Source organism: Pseudomonas sp. CFBP2511 (assembly GCF_030209255.1).
GTDB lineage: Bacteria > Pseudomonadota > Gammaproteobacteria > Pseudomonadales > Pseudomonadaceae > Aquipseudomonas > Aquipseudomonas avellanae.
The window spans coordinates 174,384-196,770 of sequence record NZ_JARVSI010000007.1 but is presented as its reverse complement, the minus strand read 5'-3'; the positions used below and the strand labels follow the sequence as shown (position 1 = coordinate 196,770).

Sequence of the window (22,387 nt, the reverse complement as noted above, 5' to 3'; positions counted from 1 at the left end):
GTATTCAAACGACTGCACACCCATGGAACGGAACGTTACGTCCGCGCTCCAAGCGCGTTACAACTCGCGTCTGATCTCAAAACTTTTTAATGTGCAATCAAAGTTGTCTGATGTCTGTTAATGCTTAAGGCAATAACAGACAGCGACAACTCCTGAACTGTAAACGTATTGAGTGGAGTGTGCCTACCGTCAGGCAATGCCGTTGGGGCCATCCAGCACCTGTCGAACTTTTCTGGCCAGGTCATGGGGCATGCAGGGCTTGGATACCACATCAAACTCTGAACCGCCGATATCCGTCCGCTCGATCGAGCTTTCCGCATAGCCGGTGGTCAACAGCACCTTGACCTTGGGATACCTGCGCCTGACTTCGCGCGCGAGCATCACACCGTTCATGCCGCCCGGCATGATCAGATCGGTGAACAGCAAGTCATACATATTGCCGGATTCAAACTTCTTCAGGGCTTCGCGAGCATTCAACACGATCTCCGAGACATAGCCGTAGTCATCGAGGACCATTTTTGCAAGCTCGGCCACATCCGGCCGGTCTTCGACGATCAAAATCCGCTCGCTGCTGCCCAAGCGTCTATCCGATGCCTGAGGTGACTCTGTATTGGTCAGCCCCGCTTCATCCACAGGAAAATACAGGCGCAATGTGGTGCCTACGCCTTCTTCGGTATAGATACGCGCCGCGCCGCCCGACTGCTTGGCAAAACCGTAGACCATCGACAGGCCAAGCCCGGAACCCTTGCCCTCCTCCTTGGTAGTAAAAAACGGGTCCATCACCCGGTCGCGAATACTCGCTGGCATGCCGATGCCATTGTCGGTCACAGCGATGCTCACGTAGCGGCCGGGTAACAAGCCGTCGTAAGACATGTTGGCCAGTTCATCAACGAGCAGGTTGCGTGTCTCGATGAATACCTTGGGGTTTTCTCTGCCAATCAATGCATCCCTGGCATTGATAAAGATGTTCAGCAGGGCAACTTCTGCCTGAGTCGGGTCGATACGGCAGTTCTTCAGTGCCGGTTCCAGGTCGGTTTCAATGGCCACTTCCGGCCCAAACGTACGCTCGATTAAAGGCTCAACGATGGAAACCAGACCGTTGAGGTTGAGCACGCGCCCCTGAAGTTTTTGCTTGCGGGCAAACGCCAGCAGTTGCTTGGTCAACGTGCTGGCGCGCTCGACGGCAGACTTTGCATGGTAAACACTGCGCTGGACGCGCTGTACGTCAATGACCGGTTTTTCGGCGGCACTGCCGATCAGATCAATGTAACCACCCATCACCTGCAACAGGTTGTTGAAATCGTGAGCAATGCCACCGGTGAGCTGCCCCAGCGCTTCCATCTTCTGCGCCTGACGCAGTGCTTCTTCAGCGTCTTTGCGGCGACTGATGTCCAGCTGAGAAGCGAAAAAATAGATCAAATCACCCGCGTCGTTATAGACCGGAGAAATAAACAACGCATTCCAGAACGAAGAGCCATCCTTGCGGTAGTTGATGATTTCGGCGGAAATATCGTTACGTTGCGCAATAGCGTCGCGAATGGACTGCACAACAGCGGGATCAGTGTCCGGCCCCTGAAGAAACCGGCAATTGGTGCCAAGGATTTCTTCGGCCGTATACCCCGTCATTTCCAGAAAAGCCCGGTTGGAAAAAATGATCGGATTGTCCGGACGATTGGGGTCGGTGACGATCATGGGCATCCGTGTCGTTTCTACCGCCGCGAAAAAGATATCCTTTCCCTGATGCTGGATATCTCCCGTCGCCGCGTTGTCGACACGGGTCTTGTTTTCCGACACTTCAGAAACTCCACAAATAATAGTTGCGACAGCCGCACGCTCTAAGGGCTAGGACCGATCAACCCTGTCAAGGGTTCTCGGGTATCTGACAAAAAGTGGATTATATTCATTTGAAGGTTCAAGCATCCCGGAATCCATCATTTAGATGGGCATATTTCCGTCGTTCTGTCGAATGAGGGTATCGAATTCACTCGCGCGGTCACACAGCGCCTTGTGCAAAGGGTGAAAGGCAGCGCGCTGGCCCTGGTTATCCGCGTAACCCAGCAAGCCCGCCGGGCAATAACGGGCGTCATCCCAGCCGGGATAATCAAGGATGGGGTACCAGCAGATGCCTTGTACGGGTACGCCCGCCATGACTGCCTTGCTGACCTGGGCACAGATGTAATCGAACCAGGGCAGACGCTGATCATTTTCGGCACCCGTCTCGGAAATCAACAGCGGCCTGGCATATCGCGCATGCAGCTCACTCAACATGCTTTGAAAGGGCCTGTATTGCGGGTCGTTCTGCGTGAGCTTTCGACCGTTGAGCTGCCACTGGTTGTGCGGATAAAAGTTGACGCCCAGCACATCCAGATACTCGGGACTACCGCCCAGCCCTGGCCATTGCCGTCCGGACAACAGATCCCAGGCTTCGAACTGCGCCTGCCGATAACATTCTGCAGCTGCTGTTTCTGCGCTGCGCTTCGTGGCCGACACCACATGAATCAACGGCTCGGCCTGAATAAAGCGCGCGTTGGGCTCTATTGCACGTATCGCGTCTATTGCCGCAATACTGGCCCGAACCAGTTGTTGCTTGAGCTCCATGCCACGCTGCTGGCTGCCGGGATTGAAATAGGCGACCTCTCCGCCAGCCCAGCTCCAGAACGAAATCTCATTGATCGGTGCATAGAAAGGTACGCTCTGCCCCTCGTCCTTGACGACCTGGGCTGCCGCAGCGGCAAAGCGCGCAAAGCGCTCCACGAACTGTGGCGTCCAGATATCCAGGTCATCGGGGTATCCGTAATGGCACAAGTCCCAGATCACCTGTGTGCCCTGATGCTGCGCAGCTCGCAGCATGGGCAGAAAACTGCTCCAGTCGTAACGGTTCGGGCGCGTTTCAATCAAATGCCAGCGCAAGCCGTCACGCACCGTACGTATTCCGCACGCAGCCATTGCGGCAAAGTCTTCCTGTGGCCAGCGGTCATGTCCGGTTGAATGAAGCAGATCGAGCCTTACACCGTCCTGTCGACGATGGCTGGCACACTCGAATCCGCCCAGGAAAAAACTGTCGAACAGGCCTCTCATGCTCAACCTCGCGCAGGCCGTTCAACTGCCTCGGGAATCCGCTCCGGCAACCCTTGGCGCAGGCGCTGGTAAAGCGCCAATGCCTGACCGACGACCTGATCCATGTTGTAGTACTTGTAAGTGCCCAGGCGGCCAACGAATGTGACCTCATCCGATTGATCAGCCAATGCCTTGTAGCGCTTGTACAACTCCGCGTTTTCCGGTCGGGGGATCGGGTAATAAGGGTCGCCCTCGGCACTGGGAAATTCATGACTGAGACTGGTGCGGGCATGCTGTTGACCCGTGAGGTGCTTGTACTCAGTGATGCGCGTATGAGGAACGGTCTCATCCGGGTAGTTGACCACTGCCACGGATTGAAACCGGGCCTGATCAACAGTCGTGTGCTCGAACCGCAGTGACCGATACGGAAGACGCCCGTAGCAATAATCGAAGTATTCATCGATCGGCCCGCAATAGATCAGATGCCGATACTGCGCCACCTCACGCACATCGGCAAAACCGACCCCCAGCGCGATGTCGATAAGCGGGTGATCCAGCATCCGTTCAAACATACGCGTGTAGCCATGCAGCGGCATTTTCTGAAAAGTATCGGTGAAATAACGACTGTCCGAGTTAGTGCGGGTCGGCACCCGCGCGGTGACCGCCCTGTCCAGTTGCGACGGGTCCAGGCCCCACTGTTTGCGGGTATAGCCTCGAAAGAATTTTTCGTACAGCTCGCGGCCGACCTGATTGATCACAACGTCTTCAGAAGTTTGTATCGTTTCCACGGGCTCGGCTCGGCTGGCAAGAAACGCTTCGGCTTCCCGCTCGTTCATCTGCAGCCCATACAGGCTGTTGAGCGTATCGAGGTTGATCGGGATAGGCAGCAATTGACCGTCTACGCTGGCAAGCACACGGTGTTCGTAGTCGCGCCATTCGGTAAATCGCGAAAGGTATTCCACAATACGCGCGGCATTGGTGTGGAAGATATGCGGCCCATACTGATGAACCAGCACACCGGCGCCGTCCAGATGATCGTAAGCGTTACCTGCAATATGGGGACGTCGGTCGATCAACAGAACGCGCTTGTCCGATCCGGCCGCCAGTCTTTCCGCCAGCACACTGCCCGCAAAACCCGCGCCGACAATCAGATAGTCATAGTGCGCACGTTCAAGCGTGGCTGATTCAAGGGTTATCCGAGGCATTCGATTTGCTCCCTGATGGCCAACAGGCTGATTTGCGCTTTCATGGCCGCGCAGGTGTTGTCCCAGGATTCGCCGGCGAGCACAGCATCGGCCTTGCGTAAAAAGTCCACAGCGCCTTTGTGCTTCAGTGCCTCGCGAATCGCCCGTGCAAACGCCTCTGCATCATCGGCAATCGCGACGACACCGGACTCGGCATAGGTTCTGACAACATCGGTAATCCGAGTGGACACCACTGGGCAGCCGCCGGCCAGGTATTCCGGCGTCTTGGTCGGGCTGATGAAGCGTGTCGATTCATTCAGGGCAAACGGCATCAGCGCAACGTCCCAGCCAGACAGATAAGCCGGCAAGTCGTCATAGGACTTGCTGCCCAGATAATGCACATTGGGCAGGTGCGGCAGGCATGCCGGGTCAATCTTCACCACTGGGCCGATCAACACGATTTGCCAGTCGGGCTGCGCCTCAGCCAGCTCCCGGATCAGGTCGATATCAAAACGCTCGTCAATGACGCCAAAAAAGCCGAGCCGCGGATAAGGAATGTACTGTTGATCAGCCGGATCAGGCTGCACGCTGCGAGCGGCGGCAAAATGCCCGATATCGACACTGCTGGGCATGGCGTGCGCGTTGGCATGCTGCAGTCGCTTGGCCTCCCAAAGGCTGAAACCACCGGTGAAGACAACATCTGCACGTTTCATCAGCGCGCGTTCCTGCTCGACAAGCTCTGGCGGCGCACCTTTGAACGCAGACAGTTCGTCCATGCAATCAAAGATCGTCACCTGCGCATTGAGGTGGTCGGTGAACGCCAGGCTCATCGGGGTGAAATACCACAGCAGCAACTCACCGAATTGCTGCGCCTCAATGAAACCATTCAGTAGCCTGCGCTGCGCCGCTGTCACCTCATCGGGCGGCATCTGCCAGGGCAGGTGTGGCACCAGTACGGTAACGCCACACGCTTGGGGCCGCTGTTCAAGCGAGATGCCGAAGGCGTCCGACCGAACGGGCTCCTCAAGAAACACCACCTGATAATCCTGCGCCATGCGCGACATGATGTGCTGTGGGCGCTGATATACAAAGCCCCACCGCAGGTGAGACAGGCACAGCAGCAGAGGCCTGATTGCAGGCTCGACTCTGGCCAGGGGTGACGTCTCGGAATTAATTGCCTGAACACCGTTCATGAAGTTTCCCTTCTGTTAAAAGTCCTGGATGAAACTGAAGGGCTCTTTAGAGGGCTGAACTTCGACGGCATTCATGATGAGGATGAGCGCTGGCTGCTCCCGGTTACAGGGAGCAGCGCTTGGCACGGTCATGATTTTCGAGCGTCAATCCAAACATCTCGTTCAGTGATTCCGATAAAGGGTATGCACCGTCGGGAGTCAAACGTTGAACTCGCCCGAAGGATTACGCCCCTAGTCTTGAGCGAATGTTTTTTGGCACCTGCAGTGCATGTTCCACACACGGTGATCTGGTTCTGATTTTCGCAAGCAAGGCTCTTCTGTCGTCCGGTTGATAAAGGCCGCGACGTCGAGCCATCAGCTTGTCTCTTGCCGAGACGGCGAAAATTCAGGGAGAACATCATGATTCTGGTGACCGGTGGTGCGGGATATATTGGCGCTCACATAGCGCTGCAGTTGCTTGAAAGTGGCCGGGATGTAGTCGTGCTCGACAACTTGTGCAACAGTTCGCGAGACGCGTTGGGCCGAGTGGAAAGGCTCGGCGGGCGGCGTTTGAATTTCATCCACGGCGATGTCCGCAGCAAAGCGACGTTGCACCGGTTATTCACCCGATACCCTGTGGAGGCTGTGGTGCATTGCGCCGGCCTCAAAGCCGTGGGCGAAAGCGTTCGCGAGCCGCTGCGCTATTTCGACACTAACGTGAGCGGCAGTGTGAACCTGTGTCAGGCGATGGCCGAGGCAGGCGTGTTCGACCTGTTGTTCAGCTCGTCAGCGACCGTCTACGGCGATTGCGAGCGGATGCCGCTGGATGAAAATTGCCCTCTGGGTCTCCCGACCAATCCTTACGGACATTCCAAATTGATGGCCGAGCATGTGATGAAAAGCGTCGCCCACTCGGATCCGCGCTGGTCCATCGGGTTGCTGCGCTACTTCAACCCCATCGGCGCACACCCTTCAGGTTTACTGGGTGAGGTGCCCTGCAACACGCCAAACAATCTGCTGCCGTTCCTGCTGCAGGTTGCCAACCGGTTGCGCCCTGCCCTGCACATTTTTGGCAATGATTACCCGACGCCGGACGGTACGGGTGTGCGTGATTACCTTCACGTCATGGACCTGGCTGACGGTCACTTGAAAGCACTGGACAGAATACACAGCGAGCGTGGCGCATCCGTATGGAACCTGGGGACCGGGCAGGGTTATTCGGTGCTTGAAGTGGTTCGTGCTTTTGAGCGCATCTCAGGCAAAGCCGTGCCGTTGATCTATGAACCGCGCCGGCCCGGAGACGTCGCGGCGTGCTGGTCGGATCCGGCAAAGGCGTTGCGTGAGTTGCAGTGGAGCGCCAGGCTCGACCTTGATTCGATGCTCGCCGACGCCTGGCGCTGGCAATGCATGAACCCACAGGGCTATGCGCCGGCAGCGCTGGTCAGTTGAGTGACGTTCAGGTGTGTCAGTCAGAAGTTCGCTGGCGTATTGGAACTGATAATCTCTGCCTCATCCTGCCCGATGTTGCGGAACCTGTGCGGCAAGGTGGTCGGGAAATAGTAGCCGTCGCCGGGGCCGAGAATATTGACCTGGCCATTGATGGTCAGCTCGACAGTGCCGCGTGTCACCAGCCCGCACTCCTCGCCTTCACTGTGGACGATAGGCTCTTCGCCGGAGTCCGCCCCTGGCGCGTACTGCTCGCGCAGAAAACGCATCTGCCGGCTTGGCAGGGTTGCACCGACCAGCAGCAGGCGTACGCCGTTGCGCCCCAGATCAGGCTGGTCACCGGCACGGAACACGTATTGATCCTGCCCGGGTGGCTGATCGAAGGTGAAGAAATCTGCAAGCGTCATGGGGATGCCTTCCAGCAACTTCTTGAGCGAGCTGATCGAGGGGCTGACACGGTTCTGTTCAATCAGGGAAATCGTGGCATTGGTCACACCACTGCGTCTGGCGAGCTCGCGTTGCGACAGCTTGTAGCTTTCACGCACCAGCTTGAGTCGTGCTCCCGTATCCATAGTGGCCTTATGCGAAGAAATATCCGGTGAATGAGACAGCGTCCCGGCGCAATGAATTGTCCATTACCCAAGGCCGCAAAGCCGGATATTAAATCACGTTTGCCGGCAACACTCAGCCGCTGATCGCATCACCGCGCCTGCGCGCATAGGTCTGGCAGGCCTGGCGAAACGCGCTGAACAGGCTCAATGACACGGGATTGTCCCTGAACGCCCATTCCGGATGCCACTGCACACCCAGCACAAACCCCGGCGCACCGGGCAGCGAAACCGCCTCGACCAGACCGTCAGGCGCCAGTGCTTCGGCGCGCAGAGCCAATGCCAGCCGGTCGATCCCCTGACTATGCAGGCTGTTGACCTCAAACCCCGGCGCCAGACCGAGCGAATCCAGTAACCCGCCAGCCTGCACCCTTACCGCATGCTGCGGCGCGTACTGCACCGACAACACCTCACTTTGCGGCTCGCGGTGGTCCAGATAACCCGGCAGATCCTGCACCCGCTGATGCAGGCTGCCGCCCAATGCCACATTCAACTCCTGAAAACCACGGCAGATGCACAACACCGGCACGCCCTGAGCAATCGCGGCCCTGAGCAGCGGCAGCGTCATTCGATCGCGAAACACATCATGGGCGGTACCTTCCAGGCTTGGAGCGCCTTGGTAATGGTGCGGCTCGACATTGGATGGCGACCCTGTGAACAACAAACCGTCCAGCGAGGCCAGCAGATGCGCAGGCTCTGTGGGCATTTCAAGCGCTGGCAGGATCACGGGGATGCCGGCAAACCCGGCGGCTTCGACATATTTATCGCCCGCCGTGTGGGACGAGTACTTGCCCAGTTGTTGGCGGCATGCAGTGACACCGATCAAAGGGAGGCGCGGCATAGAGAAGTCCTGTGTGAAATCGAACAACCGGGCAGCGCAGACCTGGCTATCCGGCACAGATAAATCCAGTTTAGGATAGTCATTGGCGCAACAGACATGGGCATTATGGCAAAGGAACTATGCAGCGATGCAATATATAGCCACGCAATACGAGATCAACCATGCCGACCTTGCTCTGGTGCTGGCACTGGTTCGCGGCAGAACCCTGGCGCGTGCTGCCGAACTGCTGCAGGTCGATATTTCCACCGTATTTCGCTCCATCCGCCGCCTTGAAGCTTCACTTGGCGCAGCACTGTTCGAAAAGAACCGGCGTGGCTACATCCCCACCGACACCGCCCAGGCAATGGCCGAACAGGCAGAACACGCCGAACTGGCCCTCGCAGCAGCGCGGGTTGCCCTGCAACAAGGTGAGCATGTGATCAGCGGCACGGTTCGCCTGACGTGTACCGATGCCGTGCTGCACAGCCTGCTGTTGCCGGCGCTCGCCGAATTCATGCCCCAGTACCCTGCCCTCACCCTGGAGCTGGCCACCTCCAATGCCTTCGCCAACCTCAGCCGTCGGGATGCCGATGTTGCGCTGCGCCTCACCAATACGCCGCCAGAACACCTGATCGGGCGGTGCCTGGGGCGTGCCGAATACGTGATCTGCGGTCGCCCCGAGTTCCGCGAGGCGCTGGAGCACAATCCCGCTTCGGCTCCCTGGATCAGCCCGGACGACTCGATGCCGGATCACCCCTCGGTGATCTGGCGCAAGCAGGTTTTCCCCGCCGTGATCCCGCGTTATCGCTGCAGCAACATGTCGGCCGTGTCGCAGCTGGTCGCGGCTGGACTGGGCGTGGCGGCACTGACCGACTTCACCGCCAGAGGTCTCGTCGGCGTCGAGCACCTGAGCGAGCCGTTGCAAGGCTGCAGCACCGACCTGTGGCTGCTGACCCGCCCTGACTGTCGCGCACTGCGCTCCGTACAGACCCTGATCGAGGCGCTCGCGCCCCTGTTGCGGGCAGCGCTGGCAGCCGAGCAAGCTCGCTGAAAAACTCGCCATGGATCCATTAAATATTAGTTAATTAAATTAATCATTGGCTAAATCGCGCTCCTATGGCATTAATAATCACGAGGAAAGCAAAATGCACAAGCCTGTGGATCCATAAGACCAATAACCGAACCGTGGAGAACCCTCATGCACCCGAAAAACGTATGGTACGTCGCCTGTACAGCGGATGAAGTCGCCGACAAGCCGCTTGGCCGGCAGATCTGTAACGAGAAGATGGTGTTCTATCGCGACCAGAACCAACAGATCGTCGCCGTCGAGGACTTCTGCCCGCACCGCGGTGCCCCGCTCTCGTTGGGTTACGTCGAAAACGGCCAACTGGTGTGCGGCTACCACGGGCTGGTAATGGGCGGCGATGGCAAGACGGCCTCCATGCCGGGTCAGCGTGTTCGCGGTTTCCCCTGCAACAAGACCTTCGCAGCGATCGAGCGTTATGGTTTTATCTGGGTCTGGCCGGGCGAACGGGAAAAAGCAGACCCGGCGCTGATCCATCACCTGGAGTGGGCGGTCAGCGACGAATGGGCCTACGGCGGTGGCCTGTTTCACATCCAGTGCGACTATCGCCTGATGATCGACAACCTGATGGACCTCACCCACGAAACCTACGTGCACGCGTCGAGCATCGGCCAGAAGGAAATCGACGAAGCGCCGCCAGTAACCACCGTCGAAGGCGAGGAAGTCATTACTGCGCGCCACATGGAAAACATCATGCCGCCGCCGTTCTGGAAGATGGCCCTGCGCGGCAACAACCTGGCCGATGATGTGCCGGTGGATCGCTGGCAGATCTGCCGCTTTACCCCGCCCAGCCATGTATTGATCGAAGTGGGTGTGGCCCATGCCGGCAAAGGCGGCTATCACGCCCCTCATGAATTCAAGGCATCGAGCATCGTGGTCGATTTCATCACCCCGGAAACCGACACATCCATCTGGTACTTCTGGGGCATGGCGCGCAATTTCAAACCGGCTGATGAACAACTGACGGCCACCATTCGCGAAGGCCAGCACAAGATCTTCAGCGAAGACCTGGAAATGCTCGAGCGCCAACAGCTGAACCTGCTTCAGCACCCGCATCGCAACCTGCTCAAACTCAATATCGACGCAGGCGGCGTGCAGTCACGAAAGATTCTCGAGCGCCTGATCGCCGCTGAACAAGCCGACACGGCTAACCAGATCCCTGTGGCGGCGGTTAAATAAACCTCGCCTCGCTGAAACGTTTGAAAACAATCAGAAGTGGCCCTTGTCGAGGTCGCCCGAGGAAACATCATGATCGACGTGACCGTCTTATCGCGTAACGACGAAGCACTGGGTATCTGCAGTTTTGAGCTGGCGCGCCCGGACGGGCAGCCACTGCCGCCCTTCACCGCTGGCGCACACATCGACGTGCACCTGCCTGACGGGCTGATTCGGCAATACTCGCTGTGCAACGCGCCGAACGAGCACCATCGCTACCTGATCGGCGTACTCAATGACCCCGCATCACGTGGCGGATCGCGCGGGTTGCATGAGCAGATAAAGCCCGGCGCACAATTGCGCATCAGCGAACCGCGCAATCTGTTTCCACTGGCGGAAAACAGTCGTCGCACACTGTTGTTTGGCGGCGGCATCGGCATTACGCCGATCCTGTGCATGGCCGAGCAGCTCACGCTGGAAGGTGCGGATTTCGAGCTGCATTACTGCATTCGTTCCGCCGAGCGCGGTGCCTTCATCAAGCGGCTCAGACAATCGCCTTTTGCAGAACGGGTCACCCTGCATCTGGATGAGCAGCCTGACACCGCACTGGACGCCCCCAGAGTACTCGCCAATCCAGACGCCCAGACGCACCTGTATGTGTGCGGCCCAGGTGGTTTCATGCAACACATCCTCGACAGCGCGCGGGCTGCCGGCTGGGTCGAGGACAATCTGCATCGTGAGTATTTTTCGGCCGAGCCGGTGGACACCAGCAACGACGGCAGTTTTTCGATAGAAATCGCCAGTACCGGCCAGGTGATCGCCATTGCGGCCAACAAGACTGTCGCTCAGGTGCTGGAAAGCCACGGTATCGATATTCCCCTGTCGTGCGAGCAAGGGGTATGCGGCACATGCCTGACCCGCGTCTTGAAGGGCGTGCCTGACCATCGGGACCTGTTTCTGACCGAGGAAGAGCAAGCGCTCAACGATCAGTTCACACCTTGCTGCTCGCGCTCTAAAACCCCTTTGCTGGTGCTCGATCTCTGATCAGTCCGGGCGCTGAATGACTTTCATGCGCTCGTGCACGCCAGCGCCGAAAATGTCGGCGTAACGCAGGGTCGCATTGGCGTGCTCGCGCATGAGTGCCTCGGCGCGGGCACCCTGCCCGTTGATCAACGCATCCACCACCGCATGGTGCTGCATGTGCGCGAAGTTGAAGCGTCGATACTCTCGAATCAGATTGTGGCGATCCACCGCCAGCGCCGTGACTGACGCAAACGGCAGGTGGTCGTTGCGCGCCAGTGCATCGGCAATCGCCCGATTACCGCTGCCCGCCACGATCACCTGATGCAGACGCATGTTCATGTCGTGATAGACCTCAAGGTCATCTTCGGTGACATAGCCCTTGTCGAACAGGGCATCGCCCTGTACCAGGCAAGCCTCAAGCGCGTCGCGCGCGTCCTGCGTCAACCCGCGCTCGGCCATCTGCCGCGCCGCAAGCCCTTCCAGAACGCCACGCACGTCGACCGCCCCGGCGATCTCCTGCGGGCTGATCGAGCGCACCTGAAAACCGCGCCCGCCGAACGGCACCAGCAGGCCTTCCTGTTCCAGCGTGCGAAACGCCATGCGCACCGGCATGCGTGACACACCGAACAATTCGGCGGTCGGCACTTCCATCAAGCGCTCGCCAGCCGCCAGCTCGCCTGATGCGATCATCTTGCGCAGCGCAACGAGAATGGTTTGACCGGGTTTGCTCATGAACAGGATTCCGTGGGGATCAGATGATGCATCTTACCCCACGTACACGCTGGTGAATGGCCTGTGCGCGCCCCGTCAGATACGGCACGCGGCTGCATAACCGAACGCACGCTCGTGATCCGGCGTTTCAAGCCAGGCCAGCGTCTCGGCAAAACTGATCGGCGGGCTGTAGAAGTACCCCTGCACCATCGTGCAACCGAGGCTGGTCAGTGCGTTGAGCTCATCCTGGGTCTCGACGCCTTCGATCACACAGCCAAGTGACATATCCAGGCTCAAGGCAACCAGCGATTTGACGATCTTGTAACTGGCCGGGTTGTCATGCACGCCGGTTACAAAGCTGCGGTCAATCTTGAGCTTGGTCAGCGCCAGCGCATGCAACTGGCTCAGGCTTGAAAAACCGGTGCCAAAGTCGTCCAGCGAGATGCCACACCCCAGTTGCCGGAACTGCGCAATGGCTTGCTGTACCTGGGCGATATCCTGCATCACGGCCGTTTCGGTGATTTCCAGATCAAGCCGCGAGGCATCGAACCCACTGTTTTCGATGATTTCGACAATCGTGCTGACGCTCTCCCACGTCGCGCAGTCGTGGGCCGACAGGTTGAACGACAGCCTGATGGGCGCCGGCCACGATAAGGCCATCTGCAGCGCGTGAGTCAGCAAGGGCGCCGTCAGTTTGTTGATCATGCCGATTCGCTCGGCAATCGGAATGAAATGCGCCGGAGACACCGCCCCCAGTTCCGGGCTGTTCCAACGCGCCAGCGCCTCGAAAGCCACCGTTTCGCATGTACAGCTTTCAATGATCGGCTGAAACATCACATGAAACTCGGTCTCAAGATTGGCTCGGCGCAATGCCTGCTCGGTCACACCATCGGTGTGCAACTGCTCACGGTGGCTGGCAGAGAACAGGCAGGTGGTTCCCGGGTTATGATTCTTGCCTTGATACAGCGCGTAATCGGCAAATTCAAACAGCTGAGTCGCGTTATCGGCGGTGGCCGGAAACGTTGCCATGCCCAGCGTCGCGCCGATCTGGATCGGCATGTCGGACAGCTCGAAACTTTCGTGCATCAGGTCGCACAGGTGTTTGCCCAGAGCAAGCAACGCCTCGTTGCTGATATCACCCTTGATGACCAGCGCAAACTCGTCGCCGCCCAGTCGGGACACATGCACCGTGTCGCTTGCCACACTGTTCAGGCGTTCGGCGACCAGCATCAGCAGGCGGTCGCCGGTGCGGTGGCCATAAAGGTCATTGACCGGTTTGAACCCGTCCAGATCCAGCACCCCCACTGCCAGCTTGCTACGCAGTGCCAGCGCCTCGCTCATGGCGGCGTCCAGGGTCTGAAAGAACTGCCGACGGTTTGGCAGGCCGGTCAGGCTGTCCTTATTGGCCAGCAACAGATTTTCATTGCTCAGTTGCTCGGTGCGCACCTGAACGTCCACCAGGCTGGTGAAGTCGCGGTACTGGTGATGGAGAATGATCAGCATGCCGATCGACACCAGAACGATGTTCACCGCCGTGGCGATAAAGATGAGGTTGTGCGTCGAGGCGAAGAAAATAACGAACGCCGTGTTGACCACCACCGCCGTGGTCAACGCCGCAGGCCGCAGGTGCATCATGCAGAAGATGCAGACGATCACCGTAATACCCATGAAAAACGCCACATGCGCCTGAGCATAGGGGCCGCCATAGGGGTAAAGCGACAGTGACCACGCAGCAAAACCGGCGGCTATGACGCCAGCCAGGCTGTTGGTGCCGCGCAAGGTCGCCAGAATGGTTGCCGCAGCGGGCGGCGGACGGTTAACCGTGAGCAGCCACTTGCGGGCACGAATGCCGCAAATGACCGTGAGCAACACCGGCACCAGCAGCGTCAGCCACACAGGCGCAGTTTCGCGGTGGGTGAAGGCCAGCGCCCAGGTGTTGACCAGCAACACGAAGTACATCAAAGGCAGTTGTCGGGACAACGCGACGTATTGGGCCTCAAGCAGCCTGGGGTTATCAGCAGGCACAGACATCAGGGTGCGCAAGGCACCCGCTAGTTTTTTCAGCATCGCAAGGCTTCTCTGTTACCACAGTCAAAGCACACGTGGCTTACTGCTCATTCTGCAAGCCCGATATTAATCAGCTCGCTTGTCAGGCTCTCGGCGGATGTGATTAATTCTTTACGGTAAAACCGAGCCGTGCATCGGTTTAACTGAAATAAATCGGCAGTATGCTGTTCGAGCGCATGCTCGACCTGCCCTCGGGGCTGGGGTATATCAGCGGCTCTTACACCGTTTTCGTTCAATCACACGTCTTCAATCCACCTGTAGCCAGGAAGCACTGATCAGGGTGTGTCTTTCAGCAGTAACCGTTCAGTTCGCCGCCACCTGGGCCCGGTCAGCCTGCATCACCAGTGCCTTGAGCGACGCATCGAACTGTTTCAGGGCGTTCACTTGCAGGTCACGTTGCTGATCGATCTGCGCGGCGATCTCCGGGGCGGCCTTGCCCTGCACCCAGACCGAAGTCATTTCCCTGACCACTTCGCCCTCGGCCTTGCCGATGTATTGCAGGTCAGTGTCATAGAATCGCGCCATGAAACGCGCTTCGACCTGACTGTTACGTTTGCTCACCAGACGGTTGTAGGTGTCGAGCATCACAACCACGTCAGGTCGCGCCCGCATCAGTGCATCCAGATTGTCGTAAACCGTTACCGACGCGAATTCTTTCTTCAATGAACCGATCAGCCAGTCGGTCGCCAATTTCGGGTCTGAACTGCTGATGAATGCATTGCGAATCCGCGAATCCAGAGCGCCGTTCTGGCCGCTCCTGAGCGCTACCGAGTGGTAGTTGTTCAGGTACTGCAGGTTGCTAACGGTGTTTTCGCTGTACATCACCCCCACTGATTGAGTGTGCTGAAGACTGGCTGCACTATCGGCGACGGGTGCGAAATGGCAGACCTGTTCAGAGGCTGCAGAGACAGACGAGACGGCAGCGCTGGCTGGCGTGGTGAAGACCATGCTGGTGCTTAATACGGCAGCAAGCGTCAACAGATTGAACATTCTCATCGCGTCGTCTCCCTTTGGAGCAAGTGGCTATGACGCCATCCTCCTCCTTTGCCGGAAAAACAGAACTTGCCTTGCTTGATGATGACTATCGACTGAACAGATGATAGTTGATGCCAGCCACCTGCAAGGCGTTTCAGACTTATTTTTCATCAGACCTGACGGCGGCGCGGATCGCCTCCAGCAGCATCCTGCAGGCCGGGTTGTCGTTGTCTGCGCGCCAGACCAGATGCAGTTCGCTCTGCACGCCCTCCCCCAGATCAATGTCACGAAACACGACATCCCTGAACACCACATTGGTCGCGCAACGCGGCACCAGCGCCAGCCCCATGCCGGCATTGACCAGAGCCAGGATGGTCAGCGATGACCCAAGCCATTGGACATACTCCGGCGCAACGCGTGCCGAACGAAACATGCCGGTCAGCAGTTCGTTGAACGGCGGATAGGCCGAATGCGAATACATCAGAAACGGCACGCCATCCAGATCTGCCACGCCGACCGTATCAGCAACTGCCAGAGGATGATTGCCTGGCACCGCCAGCACAAAGGGCTCGCGCACCAGGCATGCACTCTCGTAACCGGGCTGAAACAGCGGCGCTCGTGCGATGCCCAGATCGATGCGCCGCGCCCTGAGCGCCTCATGCTGTTGGTAAGTGTTCATTTCAGTCAGGGAGATCTTCACCTGCGGCTGCTTGAGCCGCGCCTCGGCGATCACCCTGGGCAGAAACTCGTACACCGCGCTGCCGACAAAACTGATAGTCACCGAGCCAATATCACCCTGCGCAAAGCGCCGGGCGGAAAGTGCCGCCTGCTGTGCGCGCTCCAGCAACGTCTGCGCTTCGATGAAAAAGGCTCGCCCGGCGGCGGTCAACGCCACGCTGCGCGTACTGCGCGTGAACAGTGCAACGCCGAGGCTGTGCTCCAGCAACTGAATCTGTCGGCTCAGCGGTGGCTGAGTCATGTTGAGCCGTTCGGCAGCGCGACGAAAATTCAGCTCGGTGGCCACCGTGGTAAAGCAGCGCAGTTGAGAAAACTCGAACATTGATTCACTCCCGATATCAATCAAGTCACTAACTGGATTGGACGGGAATAATACACCCACTCATGATCGACTCATCCCCAAAAAAACAATGAAATGAATGGGAGTCACCTCTTGAATACCGTCCCTAGTGCTTCGGACCCCACGGTGCTTGCCCGTGCGGCCACCAAGGTGAAACGCCACGTGTTGCCACTGTTCGTGGTGATGTTCATCGTCAACTATATCGACCGGGTTAATATCGGCTTTGTGCGCAGCCATCTGGAAACCGATCTGGGCATTGGCGCGGCGGCCTACGGGCTGGGCGCGGGTCTGTTTTTCGTCGGCTATGCGCTGTTTGAAGTGCCTTCCAACATGCTGCTGCAACGCTACGGCGCCCGTGCCTGGCTGACGCGCATCATGTTTACCTGGGGCGCGGCGGCGATGGCCATGGCGTTCGTGCAGGGTGAAACCAGTTTCTACGTGCTGCGTTTTATCCTCGGCGCAGCGGAGGCCGGCTTCTTTCCAGGCATTATTTATTACTTTACCCAGTGGCTGCCGTCGAGTGATCGCGGCAAGGCCATGGCGCTGTTTCTCAGCGGCTCGGCGATTGCTTCGGTGATCTCCGGCCCGGTGTCGGGCGCACTGCTGGGTGTCGAAGGGCTGAATCTGCACGGCTGGCAGTGGATGTTCCTGATCGAGGGCTTCGCTTCGATCGTGCTGTGCGGCGTTGCCTGGTTCTGGCTGCAGTCACATCCGCACGAAGCGACCTGGCTCAGCAATGAAGAAAAAACCGCGCTGACCACCGCCATTGCCGAAGAGCAACGCCAGCGCGAAGCCACGCAAACTGTCCGGCCTACGCTGTTAAGGTTGCTGGCGGACCGGCAAATCATGCTGTTCTGCTTCATCTATTTTTCGATAGCGCTGACCATTTACGGTGCAACCTTCTGGCTGCCGAGCATGATCCGCAAGATGGGCAGCTTCAGCGACTTCGAGGTCGGGCTGTTCAACTCGGTGCCGTGGATCATCTCCATTGTCGCCATGTACGGTTTTGCTGCCCTCGCGGCGCGCTTCAAGCACCAGCAAGCCTGGGTTGCCGTCACGCTGGTGATCGCCTCGGTCGGCATGTTCATGTCAACCAACGGCGGGCCGGTCTTCGCCTTTGTAGCCATCTGTTTCGCCGCGATTGGCTTCAAGGCCGCTTCGGCACTGTTCTGGCCAATCCCGCAGGGTTATCTGGATGCACGCATCGCCGCAGCGGTCATTGCGCTGATCAACTCCATCGGCAACCTGGGCGGCTTCGTCGCGCCCACCACCTTCGGTTTTCTGGAACAGACCACCGGCTCGATTCAGGGCGGCCTGTATGGGCTCGCCGCAACCTCGCTGCTGGCGGCCATCGTGATTTTCTTCGCCAGTACCACGCCGCGCGGTGACCAGCGCGGCCCGGCCAAGGCTGAGCCGGTTGCACGGCACACCGCCGCCCCGCTCGGCAGCCCTTCCAGCCTCAAACCCTGACCTCTTGGGAGACCGCCTTTTGAAAATCATCCGTGTGACCGTGACCCCCATCGCCTTTCGCGACCCGCCGCTGCTCAACGCCAGCGGCATCCACGAACCCTTTGCCTTGCGCTCGATCATCGAGATAGAGAGCGACAACGGTTATATCGGCCTCGGCGAAAGTTACGGCGACGCGCCAGCACTGGCGATTCAGCAGCAGGTACAGAACCAGTTGATCGGCATCGACCCGTTCAACCTCAATCAATTGCGCAGCATCGTTCAGGCCACCGTTGCGGCACACAAGCCCGCCAGCCTGGCCGGTGCCGAACTCGCGCCGGGCTCGCATGCCAGCAAGGCGGTGAGCAATGCCTATTCGGCATTCGAGGTGGCGTTTCTGGACCTGCAGGCACGCTCCATGAACCTGCCACTGGTGGACCTGCTGGGTGGTGCGATTCGCGAGCGTATTCCGTTCAGCGCCTACCTGTTCTTCAAGTACGCGCAGCACATCGACACGCCCTACCCACCAGACAGCTGGGGCGAGGCGCTGAACGAAGAACAGATCGTCGCCCAGGCCCGACGCATGATCGAGGCCTATGGCTTCAAAAGCATCAAGCTCAAGGCCGGCGCGCTGGACCCTGAACACGAAGTGTCGTGCATCAAGGCCTTGAAAAAGGCATTCCCCGGCTACCCGCTGCGCATTGATCCCAACGGCAACTGGTCGCTGGAAACCTCGATTCGCATGGCGCAGCTGCTCGGCGATGACTTGCAGTACTACGAAGACCCTACGCCGGGCCTGGACGGCATGTCCGAACTGCACAAACGCACCGGGCTACCGCTGGCGACCAACATGGTGGTCACCGACTTCGACGAATTTCGCCGCAGCGTGGCCCTGAACAGCGTGCAGATCGTGCTCGCCGACCACCATTACTGGGGCGGCCTGCGCGACACCCAGGCGCTGGCGAAGATGTGCGACACCTTTGGCCTTGGCGTGTCGATGCATTCCAATTCCCACTTGGGCATCAGCCTCATGGCCATGGCGCATGTGGCCGCCTCGGTACCCAATCTGGATTACGCCTGCGACACACATTACCCGTGGCAGGAAGCGGACGAAGAAGTCATCAAGGGCGGCAAACTGCCGATTGTCGACGGCTGCGTCAGCATCACCCGCGCGCCTGGCCTGGGCCTCGAACTGGATTACGACCAACTCGGCAAGCTCAACGACCAGTACCACAGCTGCGGCATTCGTCAGCGCGATGATGTGAGGCAGATGCAGAAGTACACACCGGACTGGAAGGCCGTCAAACCGAGGTATTGAGCGAGGGGCCGGACAGGCACAGAGCCTGTCCGGCGTCGGGGAACCCGCCCTGTGATCAAGGCAGTGGATCGAACTTCAACGCGCTCAGGCTTTGCACCTTGTCTTCACGGGTCATTTTGTATTCGGTATTCGGGCCGATCCAGTGCGCCCAGATCGCGTCGATTTCGCCTGCGGCTTCCATTGCGTAAAGCGACTCGTTGACCTTCGCCAGAAACGCCGGCTCACCCTGACGCATGCCAGCGCCGATAGGCTCTAGTGCCATTGGCTCCTTGGCAATTGCCAATTCCACGCCGCTGGCTTTGGCCTGCCCTACCAGCTTGATGGCGGTCATGGTGTTGGTCACCAGGCCCACCACCTTGTTCTGTTGCAGCGCCATGTACGCAGAGCCGGTGTCCTGGAAAGTCACCGGGGTTGCGTCAGCCAGGCGAATCGACTGCTCGGAGGTAGAGCCCTTGGTCGAACTGATGCGTTTGTCCTTGAAAAACGATTTGGGCTGATCGGCGTTCGCGGCGCGCACCACCAGTGTTTCCTTGGCGATGTAGTACGGGTCGCTGAACTGGATCTGATCGGCGCGGCTCCTGGTGTAGGCCAGGTTGGCGAAGATCACGTCCACCCGACCCATTTTGACTTCTGGAATCCGCGCTTCGACCGACAGCGGCTTGAGCTCCAGCTCGACGCCCATGTGCTTGGCCAGCGCCTTGCACAGGTCCACGTCCATGCCGACCAGTTCCCGGGTTTTCGGGTCTGGCGCCGAGAACGGCGGCACATCGGCATAAACGCCACAGCTCAGGCTTTTCTTGCTCATCACATCGCTGAGCTGGTCCGCATGGGCAACCGCAACAGCCAGTGGCGACAACGCCAGTGCAGCCAGCAAAGACTTCATACGCATGGGGAGACTCCTGGAAATGAATTGAGGGATTCACTGAAACATTCGTTAAAAAAGGGCCTGCGCTCAATGGCTGCGCAGGTCGGAAATGAAGCGTTGTGCACGCGGGTGTTCAGGCTGCTGAAAGAATGCCTCCGGGCTGGATTTTTCGAGAATCTGCCCCGCATCCATGAACCAGATGGTGTCGGCCACTTCACGGGCGAAATTCATCTCGTGGGTAACGCACATCATGGTCATGCCCTCCTTGGCCAGGCCTTTCATAACGCTGAGCACTTCGCCGACCATTTCCGGGTCAAGGGCGCTGGTGGGTTCGTCAAACAGCATCACCGGCGGCTCCATCGCCAGCGCACGGGCAATCGCCACGCGCTGCTGCTGGCCGCCGGACAACTGCGCCGGATAGGCACCGGCCTTGTGGGCCAGCCCGACGCGGTCGAGCAATTCCATGGCCCTGGCGCGCGCTTCACTGCTTTTGAGGCCGCGCACTTTGGTCGGGGTCAGGATGATGTTGTCGAGTACCGACAAATGCGGAAACAGATTGAAGCTCTGGAACACAAAACCGACGCGACTGCGCAAACGGTTGACGTTGGCATCGGTGCCATTCACATCGTGGCCGTCGAACAGAATCTGGCCCTGTTGCACGTCTTCAAGACGGTTGACCGTGCGGATCAGTGTCGATTTACCCGAGCCGGATGGCCCGCACAGCACCACCACTTCGCCGCGCTGCACCTCGGCGGTGATGTCGGTCAGGGCCTGGTATTCGCCATACCATTTGTTGATCCTGGAAAACATGATCATTGGATGCATGGGGCAACCCTCACTTATCGGTAGTCAAAGGCCGCGCAACAGCTTCAGGCGACACAGTGGTGCCCTCGCGCTTGCGGGCAATTCGCTGTTCCACGACGGCGGCGAGCCGGGTCAGGCCGTAGCACAGCACGTAGTAGGTGATTGCCAGAATGAAGAACACCTGAAACGGCTTGGTCAGCAGTTGGTTGTTGATCTGATTGGCGGCGAAGGTCACTTCCTGGACGTTGATCACGTAACCCAGCGAGGTTTCCTTGATGATCGAAATGAACTGGCTGATCAGGCTGGGCAACGCGTTATAAAGCGCCTGCGGCAAAATCACCCAGACCGTGGTGCGCAGATAGCCCATGCCCAGCGCACGGGATGCTTCGTACTGACCGGTCGGCAGCGCCTGAATGGCCCCGCGAATGATTTCGCACAGGTACGCGCTCTGATAAACCACCAGCGTGCAGAGCATGGTGGTAAAGCCGGTAATGTTATGGCCGATCAGCAACGGGACGAGAAAGTAGGTCCAGAAAATCACCATCAACAGCGGAATGCCGCGCATCACGTAAACCCAGACCGTCGCCGGGTAACGCAGCCAGCGCCACGGCGAAACCCGCGCCAGAGACAGCAGCAAGCCCAGAGGGAACGCCAGCAACAACGCCAGCGCAGCCAGAATCAGCGTTGAAACCAGCCCGCCCATCGGCCCATGAGGGTACTGACCGACCAGCAGCAGGGTCCAGTTATCGCGGACAATCGTGAACACATCTAACATCGCCGACTACCTCGCCATGGCTTTGCTGAAGTGCCGGGCCAGCAACGCACCCAGGCCCATCAACATCAGAGAAATGGCCAGATAGACCACGGTTGCGACCAGATACGCCTCGAAGGTACGGAAGGTGTAGTTCTCGACCTCACGGGTGGCATAGGTCAGCTCGACCACACCGATGGCCATGACCAGGCTGGTGTTCTTGAACAGCAGAACGGTGTGGTTGATCAACGACGGCAGGCAGTTGCGCACGCCCTGCGGCAAGATCACGTAGCGCATCGAACGTACATAGCCCAGGCCCAGCGCCCGGGACGCTTCGACCTGCCCGGCCGGAATGGCGCGCAGCCCGCTGCGGATGTCTTCACTGAAGTAGGCGGCTTGGCAAAGCCCCAGAGCGATCACCGAAAACAGGTACTCAGTGCTGTAACCGGACAGCCAGATCTGCGTGCTCTCGGACAGCAATGTCGGAATACCGAAATACCAGAGCATCAGTTGCACCAGCGTCGGCACGTTGCGGTGGTAGGACACATAACCCGCGACCAGACGCTCGGCGTACTTGTTGCCAGTCAGGCGAATCGACACCAGCAACAGGGCCACCGCCATGGCCATGCACCAGGCGACAAAAGCCAGTTGCATGGTGGTTTCTATGCCCTTGACGATCAGCTCGGCGTACTCGCCCTGCAGGATCGCCGAAAGATCGAAGTCATTCGTCATGGTTGTTCCCATCGACATTCAGTCAGGGCAGAAGCAAGGCACCGGTTGCGCCGGCGCAGGTGTTGCCTGGCGGCTGGTGCCGCTCTCGTGA

20 protein-coding genes are annotated in these 22,387 nt (G+C 58.8%); 6 read left to right on the top strand and 14 right to left on the bottom strand.

Annotated elements, in window-relative coordinates; all coding sequences use genetic code 11:
• Window positions 1-189: 189 nt before the first annotated feature.
• The 4 genes from QRN38_RS07220 to QRN38_RS07205 form a co-directional block, all read right to left on the bottom strand.
• A complete protein-coding gene (locus tag QRN38_RS07220) occupies window positions 190-1,794 on the bottom strand; it encodes a blue light-activated sensor histidine kinase (protein ID WP_007243883.1) in 1,605 nt (534 codons plus the stop codon).
• A gap of 141 nt (window positions 1,795-1,935) precedes the next feature.
• Window positions 1,936-3,078 carry a hypothetical protein gene (locus tag QRN38_RS07215; RefSeq protein WP_057418021.1) on the bottom strand — a complete coding sequence of 381 codons (1,143 nt, stop codon included), beginning with the start codon at window positions 3,076-3,078 and terminating at the stop codon, window positions 1,936-1,938.
• A 2-nt stretch (window positions 3,079-3,080) separates the two neighbouring features.
• Window positions 3,081-4,262, bottom strand: a complete 1,182-nt coding sequence (gene glf / locus QRN38_RS07210; protein ID WP_007243881.1) for a UDP-galactopyranose mutase — start codon at window positions 4,260-4,262, stop codon at window positions 3,081-3,083.
• Window positions 4,250-5,434, bottom strand: a complete 1,185-nt coding sequence (locus tag QRN38_RS07205; RefSeq protein ID WP_057418022.1) for a glycosyltransferase family 1 protein — start codon at window positions 5,432-5,434, stop codon at window positions 4,250-4,252. The genes glf and QRN38_RS07205 overlap by 13 nt, the downstream gene beginning before the upstream one ends.
• A gap of 399 nt (window positions 5,435-5,833) precedes the next feature.
• On the opposite strand from QRN38_RS07205, the gene galE reads away from it, so the two are divergent.
• The gene (gene galE / locus QRN38_RS07200; RefSeq protein WP_057418023.1) at window positions 5,834-6,862 is read left to right on the top strand and encodes a UDP-glucose 4-epimerase GalE; all 1,029 of its coding nucleotides are present in this window, start codon (window positions 5,834-5,836) and stop codon (window positions 6,860-6,862) included.
• A 20-nt stretch (window positions 6,863-6,882) separates the two neighbouring features.
• Here the strand turns inward: galE and QRN38_RS07195 are convergent, their stop codons facing one another.
• Together QRN38_RS07195 and QRN38_RS07190 are read right to left on the bottom strand one after the other, a co-directional pair.
• Window positions 6,883-7,431 (bottom strand): cupin domain-containing protein, encoded by a 549-nt coding sequence (locus QRN38_RS07195; protein ID WP_005764330.1) that lies wholly within the window; start codon window positions 7,429-7,431, stop codon window positions 6,883-6,885.
• A gap of 112 nt (window positions 7,432-7,543) precedes the next feature.
• Window positions 7,544-8,308, bottom strand: coding sequence for a gamma-glutamyl-gamma-aminobutyrate hydrolase family protein (locus QRN38_RS07190; RefSeq protein WP_007243878.1), 765 nt, complete (start codon window positions 8,306-8,308; stop codon window positions 7,544-7,546).
• A 127-nt stretch (window positions 8,309-8,435) separates the two neighbouring features.
• Here QRN38_RS07190 and QRN38_RS07185 point away from each other — a divergent pair, with 127 nt between their 5' ends.
• The 3 genes from QRN38_RS07185 (at window position 8,436) to QRN38_RS07175 (ending at window position 11,570) form a co-directional block, all read left to right on the top strand.
• Complete coding sequence (locus QRN38_RS07185) at window positions 8,436-9,338, top strand: LysR family transcriptional regulator (RefSeq protein WP_057418024.1); 903 nt, start codon at window positions 8,436-8,438, stop codon at window positions 9,336-9,338.
• 147 nt (window positions 9,339-9,485) lie between these two features.
• Window positions 9,486-10,550, top strand: a complete 1,065-nt coding sequence (locus tag QRN38_RS07180) for a Rieske 2Fe-2S domain-containing protein (protein WP_057418025.1) — start codon at window positions 9,486-9,488, stop codon at window positions 10,548-10,550.
• A 69-nt stretch (window positions 10,551-10,619) separates the two neighbouring features.
• On the top strand, window positions 10,620-11,570 hold the full coding sequence (locus QRN38_RS07175; RefSeq protein ID WP_007243875.1) for a PDR/VanB family oxidoreductase: 951 nt from the start codon (window positions 10,620-10,622) through the stop codon (window positions 11,568-11,570).
• Here the strand turns inward: QRN38_RS07175 and QRN38_RS07170 are convergent, their stop codons facing one another.
• From QRN38_RS07170 to QRN38_RS07155, 4 genes are all read right to left on the bottom strand, one after another.
• On the bottom strand, window positions 11,571-12,281 hold the full coding sequence (locus tag QRN38_RS07170) for a GntR family transcriptional regulator (protein WP_003379548.1): 711 nt from the start codon (window positions 12,279-12,281) through the stop codon (window positions 11,571-11,573).
• A 75-nt stretch (window positions 12,282-12,356) separates the two neighbouring features.
• Window positions 12,357-14,327: a putative bifunctional diguanylate cyclase/phosphodiesterase gene (locus QRN38_RS07165; protein ID WP_024667109.1), complete on the bottom strand. Its 1,971-nt coding sequence runs from the start codon at window positions 14,325-14,327 to the stop codon at window positions 12,357-12,359.
• Window positions 14,328-14,630: 303 nt separating this feature from the next.
• Window positions 14,631-15,323, bottom strand: coding sequence for a hypothetical protein (locus QRN38_RS07160; protein WP_044390054.1), 693 nt, complete (start codon window positions 15,321-15,323; stop codon window positions 14,631-14,633).
• A gap of 139 nt (window positions 15,324-15,462) precedes the next feature.
• Window positions 15,463-16,362 (bottom strand): LysR family transcriptional regulator, encoded by a 900-nt coding sequence (locus tag QRN38_RS07155; protein ID WP_057418026.1) that lies wholly within the window; start codon window positions 16,360-16,362, stop codon window positions 15,463-15,465.
• Window positions 16,363-16,506: 144 nt separating this feature from the next.
• Between QRN38_RS07155 and QRN38_RS07150 the strand changes: the two genes are divergently transcribed.
• A complete protein-coding gene (locus QRN38_RS07150; protein WP_174518902.1) occupies window positions 16,507-17,850 on the top strand; it encodes an MFS transporter in 1,344 nt (447 codons plus the stop codon).
• A 19-nt stretch (window positions 17,851-17,869) separates the two neighbouring features.
• On the top strand, window positions 17,870-19,144 hold the full coding sequence (locus QRN38_RS07145; protein WP_057418028.1) for a glucarate dehydratase family protein: 1,275 nt from the start codon (window positions 17,870-17,872) through the stop codon (window positions 19,142-19,144).
• Window positions 19,145-19,199: 55 nt separating this feature from the next.
• On the opposite strand, the gene QRN38_RS07140 is transcribed toward QRN38_RS07145, so the two are convergent.
• The 4 genes from QRN38_RS07140 to QRN38_RS07125 all read right to left on the bottom strand — a co-directional run bounded on the left by QRN38_RS07140 (window position 19,200) and on the right by QRN38_RS07125 (window position 22,296).
• A complete protein-coding gene (locus QRN38_RS07140) occupies window positions 19,200-20,033 on the bottom strand; it encodes an ABC transporter substrate-binding protein (protein ID WP_003379555.1) in 834 nt (277 codons plus the stop codon).
• 63 nt (window positions 20,034-20,096) lie between these two features.
• Window positions 20,097-20,825: an amino acid ABC transporter ATP-binding protein gene (locus QRN38_RS07135; protein ID WP_003379556.1), complete on the bottom strand. Its 729-nt coding sequence runs from the start codon at window positions 20,823-20,825 to the stop codon at window positions 20,097-20,099.
• Between the two features lie 19 nt (window positions 20,826-20,844).
• On the bottom strand, window positions 20,845-21,588 hold the full coding sequence (locus tag QRN38_RS07130) for an amino acid ABC transporter permease (RefSeq protein WP_005764305.1): 744 nt from the start codon (window positions 21,586-21,588) through the stop codon (window positions 20,845-20,847).
• A gap of 6 nt (window positions 21,589-21,594) precedes the next feature.
• Window positions 21,595-22,296: an amino acid ABC transporter permease gene (locus QRN38_RS07125; protein WP_057418029.1), complete on the bottom strand. Its 702-nt coding sequence runs from the start codon at window positions 22,294-22,296 to the stop codon at window positions 21,595-21,597.
• Window positions 22,297-22,387 lie beyond the last annotated feature (91 nt).